Raw genomic sequence first — 7993 nt, 5'->3', positions numbered from 1 at the left:
GCCTAGACCAACACCGAGTGTTGCCATAGCACCAACCAAGGCATTTACTGCAAATTTAGCTCCATCCATTCCTTTGGATAGGTTTGAAACGCCTGAATTTGCTTTTTCAGCCGCTGGCTCAACACCATTTAATTCATTTTTTAAGCGCGCAATTTCCTGTTCGGTAATCTTGGTGACACGTGCAACTTCCTCAGCTGGAAGTTTGCTATTGGCTTTAAAGTTCTCAAGCTTTCGAGACAAGTCAGCAATCGCATCATTAATAACAGTAGGCGGTTTAATTCCTAATGCGCTGTAAATATCATTACCAGCCTGCTTGGCACTAGTTGAGGCTTTATCTGTGCTGGCAGAAACACTTTGCATGGCTGATGATGCTTTTACATTGAACTCGCTAAATGCGGATTTAGTTAGATCGACCGCTTGTTCAAGGCCCTTGACCTTATCTCCTGCGTTTTTAATTTCTTCAAGTGTGATGGCTTCACTACTTTTTTCCNGCGGATTTAGTTAGATCGACCGCTTGTTCAAGGCCCTTGACCTTATCTCCTGCGTTTTTAATTTCTTCAAGTGTGATGGCTTCACTACTTTTTTCCAATGCTGAAAATGCAGATCTGGCAGCCAGTAACTCATTTTCTAAAGCATTAATGCTGTTAGCGCCCGCCTGACCAATGCGCTCCATCTCCTTGGTTGAAACTGTAGCACCATCACCCATGCTTTCAATTGCACGGGTAGCGGTCTGCGCTTCACCTACTACCCCGGTTAGATCTACGGCGCTAAAACGTTGTACTTGATTGATAGCTGATTGAGTAGCACCATCCACACCTCTCATGGCATTGATAGCAACGCCTTGATAGTAGTTGAAGGCACTGGATGCTTCGTTAATGGCATCTTGGATACTTAGAACACGCTGTTTGGCTATTTCAATATCTTGCAGAGTACCATCAGTGCTTTGCAGTCGAACCAGTTCTGCCTGAGCGGCTTTCAGTGCCAAATTCAGCTCATTAAGGCCCTGTTCACCAGCACTCGACATTGCACGGAGTTCACCAGCACTGATTGTCGACTTATCGCCCAGAGATTCAATTTCTTTTGCAGCAGAGAAGAACTTATTACCCAGCATTTCTGCAAGTTGAACAGCATCACCAGGAATGGCACCACCGATTTCAAAGCTGGCCTTATTAGCCTTATTTGCTGTGTCTTGAAGCTCATTGCCTAAGCCATCAATCTTGCCGGCTGCCTCAATAGCTTGACCTTGCAGTTCGCCAGCAGCTTGAGACACTTCGCTTAACTTGCCTTTAGCCTGGTCAGCCTTCTTTTGCAGATCATCAGGTACAATTTTGCTAACCTCTTTTCCTGTTTCTAAAGAGGCCGCTTTAAGTCCATCCGCTTCCTTTTTCACAAGAGAAATGAATGACTCCCAATTATCTTTTGATGCTTTAGTGCCAGCATCAAAACCCTTGGTATCAGCATCCATTACCAGCTTGAACGTTAAATTTTTTCCAGTCATATTAAAACCCTTGTGAAACGTATCATTTTTGGTACAATTGAATAAAGAGGAGCATGTGATGCCTGTAATACCAATGACCGTGCTGTTCTTTAAGACAGATAGTGGTAGCGAACCAGTGAAAGAATGGCTAAAAGAATTTCATCCAATTGACAAAAAAGCCTTGGGTGAAGATATTCGAACCGTTCAAATTGGTTGGCCATTGGGTATGCCGCTTGTTAGGAAGATGGATACCGATCTATGGGAAATCAGGATTACTATCTCATCTGGAATTGCACGCATATTTTTTACTGTAAGTGGCAACACCATGCTTTTGCTTCATGGTTTTGTTAAAAAGTCACAAAGCACACCAAAGCCCGATTTAGCCTTAGCTAAACAAAGACTGAAACAGTCACGGAGATCATGATGAATAACTTCAACAACCAACACGTTGGCAGCAGTTTCGATGATTTCTTGCAAGAAGAAGGCTTACTTGAGGAAGCCACTGCTGTTGCAATAAAGCGCGTCCTTGCGTGGCAAATAGCCGAAGCAATGAAAGCTCAAAATCTAACTAAAACTGCCATGGCCGCAAAAATGCATACCAGTCGAGCATCTCTTAACCGCTTGCTGGATGAGGAAGACACCAGCCTTACACTCACCACACTTGCAAGTGCTGCAAACGCTCTAGGTCAAAAGATCCATGTGGGACTTGTTCCTGCATAAATCCTTCTAAATTTCAGGTAATAAAAAACCGACCTCTTATTTGGGTCGGTTTTATTTAAGAACTTCTATTAATTTGGCTAATGCTTGAAGTATTGGAGCTAATTGCCATGTACCCATACCAACGATTACCAAGACACCTATGACATAGGTCCAGCGTCTTAAAACTTTACTTTCTGATAACTGATTCATTGCTTTATCAACCAATCACGCTTTTATAAGCCATTCCAATAGCAGCTATAAGGGCTGCCATTCCAAATAAGACGGCGGCAATCATTGCGGCATTTGCCAGTTTGTTTCCTGCTTTATCAGCGCCTAGTTCGCTCATTTTTCCATCTACCTTTACTTGGTGTTTGGGGTTATAATTCACTTATGTTCTCACTTATTCCTGTTCAATTTGTGGGAAACAAAAAAGCCCATGATTGCGAGTCACGGGCTTTTTGCTTTTTTGAATATAAAAACCCCGACAGTTAGTACTATCGGGGTTTTTCTTTGGGCATAAAAAACCACCGCGAACGATGGTTATTTAACCTCTCTCTTATACGTCTGACTTCTAATTAAAAAACCACTCCGAAGAGTGGTTTTAAATTATCTAATATTATTTAACTAATCGACCCATGGCGTTCTGCACTATTAGCGGCAATTGTTCCTTTGAGACCAAGTCTGTGCGATTAACCAATTCTGGAATGTTGTTAGCATCCACCATTACAGCTTCTCTTGGAATTAAATCTAGAGAAAACCCACCTTGATAATTTAGCTTGATCATCATCTGCTTACCCTGAAGTATTCTTGATATCAAAGCCTGTGCTACTTGTTCTGGATTAAAAGATGGGTGTTCAGGCATTTTGCCACCTAAACGCTTTACTTCCTTTTCAAGCTGACTGTGATACTCAATCAAGCGATATTGCAATACACCGTGACAATCCTGCACAGCATTAATATCTACTGGTGAATGTTGCTGAGCTTTATCAAAGGTTAGGATTAGACCATGAACATACTCCACCGCCTCATCAAGCATTTCTAGCGGTATTTCATCAATGTGGTCAACATTAAACCGTTGTTGAACCATGATATAAGCATCTGAAAAATTAATCTTCACGCGCGACACCAAGTTTGATACTGCGTGTCGTAAGTTTTCGCGATCTTTTGGTGTTGTTTTACGTGGATTTACCGCCTTACCTTTTGTCCAGTAATCCCAAAGCACATCGTCACATTCTTCTTGATACTTAATAACTGTATCGCGAAGTTCGGGTTTTACTTTGTTTGGACTGATTGTCATCAACCAACCGAAAAGCTTTTTAAGCGGTAAACACAGCATTTGATACTGTTTGCCATCTTTACCAGTTGTGGTGATTTCCCCCACAACTGAATTAAACCGCTGTTTAATTTTGACTAATTGTGCTTTCCAATCCAACCCCATATTCTCAACAATAGGACGCATTGCTGTGTATGGTTGCCCTTCAAATTCCACAATATATAGCTCAGCATTGTGGAATGGTACGGTGATTTGCTGTAAACTCATTGCTGTCATAACTATTTTCCTTTGGTTTGTGACAATTCAATCAAGCCCCGATCCGCCAAGATTTGATGGGCTTTTTTGTTGTCTGTTAATTTCATGCTTTCGCACTCTCTTGGGTTAATAACAGCTCAACTGCCTTATTCATTAAATAATTCATTGAACGCTGATCTTTTTCTGCCATTTTCTTTAATGGCTCATGCAATTCACTTGTTAAGCGGAATCGCACATCTGTTGTATTTTTTTGTTTATCTTTCATGGTTTCCTCTTTTAGCCTCACTATGAGGTTATTTAAAAGTAACCCCATTTTGAGGTATTGTCAACATATCTACAAAACATTTTAACCTCAATGTGAGGCTATGGAGATTTATATGAGTGATAATCCAAAACATGTAACCGTTAGGCTGCGTGTACCACCCGAGCTAAGAGATAAAATTGCAGAATCTTCAGAGCAATATAATCGCTCAATGAATGCTGATATGGTTGCTAGACTTGAAGATAGCTTTAAAGATGACCTATCCAAGTACGAGAATGTCTTGCGAGAAGCTAAGCTAGAATTACTTTTAAAAGAACTAACTGTACGTTTTGGTGTTTTTAATATTACGGTATCCACCACAGAAGATGACCACCTTCAAAGGCAAAAAGATATTGAAGAATTAAAAAACAAAAAAAAGTAAGTCAGCGCTGACTTTGCAAGGATGTCGAACGCCTCAATCAAAAATAAACTTCCTAAACTGTAAACTATGGATTACAATTAAACATGTATGAAATCACCACAACCGAAGTCTATGACGAATGGTTTGATGCGCTAAAAGACACAAAAGGCAAAGCTCGCATTAATGCCCGCCTGCGTCGCGTTGAACTCGGCAACTTTGGGGATGCTGAACCGGTTGGTGACAGTGTGTCTGAGTTACGGTTCTTCTTTGGCCCTGGTTATCGTATCTATTTCATACAACATGGTGATGAAATTATTATCTTGCTTGCTGGTGGTGATAAATCTACACAGTCAAAAGATATAGACAAAGCACTTGAATTAGCAAAAGAAATACGAGGTGAATCATGACCGTTAAGCTAAAAAAATGGAACATCCAAGATCATCTTAAAACAGAAGAAGATCGCCAGGCCTATCTTGAAGCAGCTCTGGAAGAAGCTGGTGACGACCCCGCATATATCGCCCATGTCCTAGGTGATATTGCTAAATCATATGGTATGACCAAGCTTGCTCAGGAAACTGGCTTAACCCGTGAAGGCCTATATAAGTCCTTTGGAAAGCAAGGGAATCCAAGCTTTGTTACTGTCAGCAAGGTTGCTAGCGCAATGGGCTTAAAACTCACATTTCAACATGCATGAAAAAAAGCACCCTAGGGTGCTTTTTTTACTCACATTCAATTTTCCAAAGCGCATCAATTACAATTGATGGGGTGTATCCTGTTGCATCACCCTCTACCCTCACATAGTCAGTTTTTGGATCATAAATGTATCGCTTGAAACCAACATAACCCCCAAATCTATTTTTTGCATTCACCTCGCCACAATTTCCCTTTTGATTCCTAAATTGTGCTGATGCGGCATCAAATGCTTCAGCTTTGATTTTATCCTCAATTTTCTTTATTCCTGCTTGCACTCTAGCCTGCTTGGATTGCTCAAATTCCTTTGCATTCTTTTCGCTAATCAACCGATCTTGCTCAGCCTTTAGAGCTTTGGCTTTTTCTGACTTGATGCGCTCTGCTTCGGCAGTTTTTTCAGCGTTAATAGCATCCAGCTTATTTTGCTCCAATCTTTTTTGGTTCGATATTTCAGCCTGCTTCAATCTTTCAGCGGAAGCTTTATTGCTCTGATTTATGAAGTAACAAATACCAATAGTAATCAGCAAAACAACCGCAGACATAACTTTTAAATTCACCCCAAACCCTCAATAATATTATTATTCAGGCATATAATAAGTGAAATCTGCAACATTCATCAATGTTTAGATAAATCAGATTGAAACTTTTCAAAACCTTTTTTATCTGAGTGGTGTGCTGCGCGGATCACATTGGCATCAAGCTTCTTGTCATCAATGTTTACTTTTTGAGCAGCTTTCAGGTAGTTCACAAAGCAGCCGTAGCTCATCTGCATAATTTCAGAATGTTGATGACCATGATCCGCTAAAAACTGAAATGCATTAAACCAGCTGGGCTGCTCTTCGCCTGACTTTGTACGCTGCCGAGGTTTTGGTTCTTTAAAATATGCGACATTTACTTCCAGCATTGTCTTGATTAGCAATTTGAAGCTTTGCTCATCATCAACATGCTGCATCAATTCAGCTTGTTTCTTGCCAGTAGTAAGCTCAAGTAAATGCAGAACTTGCAGCCCATGTGATGTAAATAGCTTCGTCAAAATTTCATCTGAATAATCTTTCTTTTCTAAAAATGTTTTAACAGCTATGGCCGCCGGAAACCAAACATCAAGGTTATGTACTTTTAGTTGCTGCACAGCAACTTTAGATTTACCGAAAGGCAATGTAACGCTTCGGCCTTCTGCCAAGAAAAAATCATTCATGATGCAATCTCATAAATGCAGGCACAAAAAAGACGCTTTCGCGCCTGTGTTCTTTGTGCCTATGTTTGTTTATGTGGCTTTTGGAATCGTCACAACATGGCCATATAAGCCCAATGTGGCATCCAATCCTTTATCAGTATCAGATAATGCTTGGCCTGAAATTTCGTACTGACCTAAATCTTCATGAATCAGCGGGAATGTTGTTTCAGGAGATTTTTTCGTGCGCCATAGACGCACAGCCATATTGTCACTAGTTGCAGTATTAATCCCTTTAAAGAACAACTCATATTCTTTATTGAAATCACCAGCAATAGTCGTATGACTTACAACACCAGTCGTATACGCTGCAGTAACTGGGCCTGCGATAGCTTCTTTAAAAGTAACCGTGCCAAATACTAAATCTAATTTATATTTAGAGGTGTCAATATCTGTAGATCCTGTCTTAAATGTAACTGCCGTCAAGCCGTAACCATTTAATTTAATCTCTTCACCAGCTTTTACAGTACCGAGTGAATGATCCGTTACAACTGTGCTTGCTACATCAGTCTGCATACCTGAAAGAATGTATTTAAGGTTCTCCTTATCTACTTCTTCCAATTGACCTTTGAAGTTAACACCAGTCGTTTTTGTTAAAACGAAATCTGTTGTGCGCTGACCTGATGTGCTTTCTTGGTGCTCAACTTGATCTGTTGTAATTTCCAGCTCAAATTCAGGCACGTTACCAATGTAACGCATAGCACCTGCAACACCATTGGTAATTTCCGAAAGGTAAAATTTACCTTGGAGTGAAATGTATTCTTCAGCCATTAGTTTCCACCTCATCTTTTTTGGTATTTACAGACTTGGCTTTAGCAGGCTCTTCAACCGCTTCAATCACGCCGCGCTGCAGTAAGTCTTGAATTTGAGAATCGCTCAAACCGCCAACGATATCCCCAGAATTAAAACGCCCGACAGATTGCCGGGCTTTGTATTGTTTTTGCATGAATAATTCCTAAACAAACATTTTTGATTCAAATACCAAAGTGATGTACACGCACGTTGGTGAATAATCTTCCTCGACCGCAATCATATCGAGTGGACGTTTACTGGAGGCAGGACGCCAGCCGGACAGCAGCTTTAAAACTTTCATGGTCAGCATGCCGGCACGATCCAATACAGCAGAGCCATCATTTTGCTGTGATGCAGCGTGACGCTCACAAATCGTGACTTCCCATTGCTGCGCCAGGCTCATTATTGATGAACGGCCTGCATCATCAGATTTTCGGACACGTCGATAATAAATCTGAGCATTTGGCGTCACCTGGGAAAGCTCAGTAACTTTGGCTGAATTGGCTGGTGTATACACCTTTTTAAAATCTGGGATCTCTTTCAGCTTTTCATAAATTTCATTACGAACAGCAAAGAAATTATCTTCATCCGTCATTTGTTAAATGCTCCACGATTAAATCCATCACTTCCAATTCATCACTCTCAGTTAAGCCAAGGAATGGCCGGCGCGGCATATTTACTTTGTAGGCCTTGCCCATACTTTCCTGCATAAAATTGGAACGCGCCTTACGCACGAACGTATTGCCAACCAAACCGGTGCGCTGGTTCTGCCGAAAATACGTCCGGCGCATACGTGCCTCGTAATGGATATCACCACCGAAGTGATGAATCGGACCATATTCAACATCAGTCCCGACTTCTACTCCATCCTGCAGAACGTTATGGGTAATGGAATTCATAAGCCGCGAGGTATC

Annotated in this window: 15 protein-coding genes and 1 pseudogene; 5 read left to right on the top strand and 11 right to left on the bottom strand. The window is 41.1% G+C overall.

Going from position 1 to position 7993, the window contains the following annotated elements; genetic code table 11:
• Nucleotides 1-1498 (bottom strand): annotated as a pseudogene (locus OKC24_RS18615) (tape measure protein); the annotation flags it as partial.
• 58 nt (nt 1499-1556) lie between these two features.
• Here OKC24_RS18615 and OKC24_RS18610 point away from each other — a divergent pair.
• Nucleotides 1557-1901 carry a type II toxin-antitoxin system RelE/ParE family toxin gene (locus OKC24_RS18610; protein ID WP_265466176.1) on the top strand — a complete coding sequence of 115 codons (345 nt, stop codon included), beginning with the start codon at nt 1557-1559 and terminating at the stop codon, nt 1899-1901.
• On the top strand, nt 1901-2197 hold the full coding sequence (locus tag OKC24_RS18605) for an XRE family transcriptional regulator (RefSeq protein ID WP_130148570.1): 297 nt from the start codon (nt 1901-1903) through the stop codon (nt 2195-2197). Before OKC24_RS18610 ends, OKC24_RS18605 begins: the two co-directional genes overlap by 1 nt.
• A 51-nt stretch (nt 2198-2248) precedes the next feature.
• Here the strand turns inward: OKC24_RS18605 and OKC24_RS18600 are convergent, their stop codons facing one another.
• The 4 genes from OKC24_RS18600 to OKC24_RS18585 form a co-directional block, all read right to left on the bottom strand.
• Nucleotides 2249-2386 carry a hypothetical protein gene (locus OKC24_RS18600; protein WP_265466175.1) on the bottom strand — a complete coding sequence of 46 codons (138 nt, stop codon included), beginning with the start codon at nt 2384-2386 and terminating at the stop codon, nt 2249-2251.
• Nucleotides 2387-2393: 7 nt separating this feature from the next.
• A complete protein-coding gene (locus tag OKC24_RS18595; protein ID WP_165381215.1) occupies nt 2394-2564 on the bottom strand; it encodes a hypothetical protein in 171 nt (56 codons plus the stop codon).
• Nucleotides 2565-2792: 228 nt separating this feature from the next.
• A complete protein-coding gene (locus tag OKC24_RS18590; protein ID WP_130148572.1) occupies nt 2793-3725 on the bottom strand; it encodes a phage antirepressor N-terminal domain-containing protein in 933 nt (310 codons plus the stop codon).
• Nucleotides 3726-3807: 82 nt separating this feature from the next.
• A complete protein-coding gene (locus OKC24_RS18585) occupies nt 3808-3969 on the bottom strand; it encodes an Arc family DNA-binding protein (protein WP_130148574.1) in 162 nt (53 codons plus the stop codon).
• Between the two features lie 112 nt (nt 3970-4081).
• Between OKC24_RS18585 and OKC24_RS18580 the strand changes: the two genes are divergently transcribed.
• The 3 genes from OKC24_RS18580 (at nt 4082) to OKC24_RS18570 (ending at nt 5060) form a co-directional block, all read left to right on the top strand.
• Nucleotides 4082-4387 (top strand): Arc family DNA-binding protein, encoded by a 306-nt coding sequence (locus OKC24_RS18580; RefSeq protein ID WP_130148576.1) that lies wholly within the window; start codon nt 4082-4084, stop codon nt 4385-4387.
• A gap of 83 nt (nt 4388-4470) precedes the next feature.
• On the top strand, nt 4471-4773 hold the full coding sequence (locus OKC24_RS18575; RefSeq protein ID WP_121523948.1) for a type II toxin-antitoxin system RelE/ParE family toxin: 303 nt from the start codon (nt 4471-4473) through the stop codon (nt 4771-4773).
• On the top strand, nt 4770-5060 hold the full coding sequence (locus OKC24_RS18570) for an addiction module antidote protein (protein ID WP_130148580.1): 291 nt from the start codon (nt 4770-4772) through the stop codon (nt 5058-5060). The genes OKC24_RS18575 and OKC24_RS18570 overlap by 4 nt, the downstream gene beginning before the upstream one ends.
• 25 nt (nt 5061-5085) lie before the next feature.
• Here OKC24_RS18570 and OKC24_RS18565 read toward each other — a convergent pair whose 3' ends face one another.
• The 6 genes from OKC24_RS18565 to OKC24_RS18540 all read right to left on the bottom strand — a co-directional run.
• Nucleotides 5086-5613 carry a hypothetical protein gene (locus OKC24_RS18565; protein ID WP_265466174.1) on the bottom strand — a complete coding sequence of 176 codons (528 nt, stop codon included), beginning with the start codon at nt 5611-5613 and terminating at the stop codon, nt 5086-5088.
• Nucleotides 5614-5672: 59 nt separating this feature from the next.
• Nucleotides 5673-6251, bottom strand: coding sequence for a hypothetical protein (locus OKC24_RS18560; protein ID WP_265466173.1), 579 nt, complete (start codon nt 6249-6251; stop codon nt 5673-5675).
• A 69-nt stretch (nt 6252-6320) separates the two neighbouring features.
• Complete coding sequence (locus OKC24_RS18555; RefSeq protein WP_265466172.1) at nt 6321-7058, bottom strand: phage tail tube protein; 738 nt, start codon at nt 7056-7058, stop codon at nt 6321-6323.
• Nucleotides 7051-7233: a hypothetical protein gene (locus tag OKC24_RS18550; RefSeq protein WP_265466171.1), complete on the bottom strand. Its 183-nt coding sequence runs from the start codon at nt 7231-7233 to the stop codon at nt 7051-7053. Before OKC24_RS18550 ends, OKC24_RS18555 begins: the two co-directional genes overlap by 8 nt.
• Nucleotides 7234-7242: 9 nt before the next feature.
• On the bottom strand, nt 7243-7674 hold the full coding sequence (locus OKC24_RS18545) for a phage tail terminator protein (protein ID WP_265466170.1): 432 nt from the start codon (nt 7672-7674) through the stop codon (nt 7243-7245).
• Nucleotides 7664-7993: phage virion morphogenesis family protein (locus OKC24_RS18540; RefSeq protein ID WP_265466169.1), on the bottom strand; the 330-nt coding region annotated here is incomplete at its 5' end. The genes OKC24_RS18545 and OKC24_RS18540, both read right to left, overlap by 11 nt.

The organism is Acinetobacter entericus (assembly GCF_026168575.1).
GTDB lineage: Bacteria > Pseudomonadota > Gammaproteobacteria > Pseudomonadales > Moraxellaceae > Acinetobacter > Acinetobacter bouvetii.
Note: the sequence above shows the minus strand (reverse complement) of the source record. Positions and strands in the feature narration are given on the sequence as shown.

Bases quoted from the DNA above. Each gene is read 5' to 3' on its own strand.
- OKC24_RS18610 (WP_265466176.1), top strand. From the start codon at position 1,557: ATGCCTGTAATACCAATGACCGTGCTGTTCTTTAAGACAGATAGTGGT.
- OKC24_RS18605 (WP_130148570.1), top strand. From the start codon at position 1,901: ATGAATAACTTCAACAACCAACACGTTGGCAGCAGTTTCGATGATTTC.
- OKC24_RS18600 (WP_265466175.1), bottom strand. From the start codon at position 2,386: ATGAATCAGTTATCAGAAAGTAAAGTTTTAAGACGCTGGACCTATGTC.
- OKC24_RS18590 (WP_130148572.1), bottom strand. From the start codon at position 3,725: ATGACAGCAATGAGTTTACAGCAAATCACCGTACCATTCCACAATGCT.
- OKC24_RS18585 (WP_130148574.1), bottom strand. From the start codon at position 3,969: ATGAAAGATAAACAAAAAAATACAACAGATGTGCGATTCCGCTTAACA.
- OKC24_RS18580 (WP_130148576.1), top strand. From the start codon at position 4,082: ATGAGTGATAATCCAAAACATGTAACCGTTAGGCTGCGTGTACCACCC.
- OKC24_RS18575 (WP_121523948.1), top strand. From the start codon at position 4,471: ATGTATGAAATCACCACAACCGAAGTCTATGACGAATGGTTTGATGCG.
- OKC24_RS18570 (WP_130148580.1), top strand. From the start codon at position 4,770: ATGACCGTTAAGCTAAAAAAATGGAACATCCAAGATCATCTTAAAACA.
- OKC24_RS18560 (WP_265466173.1), bottom strand. From the start codon at position 6,251: ATGAATGATTTTTTCTTGGCAGAAGGCCGAAGCGTTACATTGCCTTTC.
- OKC24_RS18555 (WP_265466172.1), bottom strand. From the start codon at position 7,058: ATGGCTGAAGAATACATTTCACTCCAAGGTAAATTTTACCTTTCGGAA.
- OKC24_RS18550 (WP_265466171.1), bottom strand. From the start codon at position 7,233: ATGCAAAAACAATACAAAGCCCGGCAATCTGTCGGGCGTTTTAATTCT.
- OKC24_RS18545 (WP_265466170.1), bottom strand. From the start codon at position 7,674: ATGACGGATGAAGATAATTTCTTTGCTGTTCGTAATGAAATTTATGAA.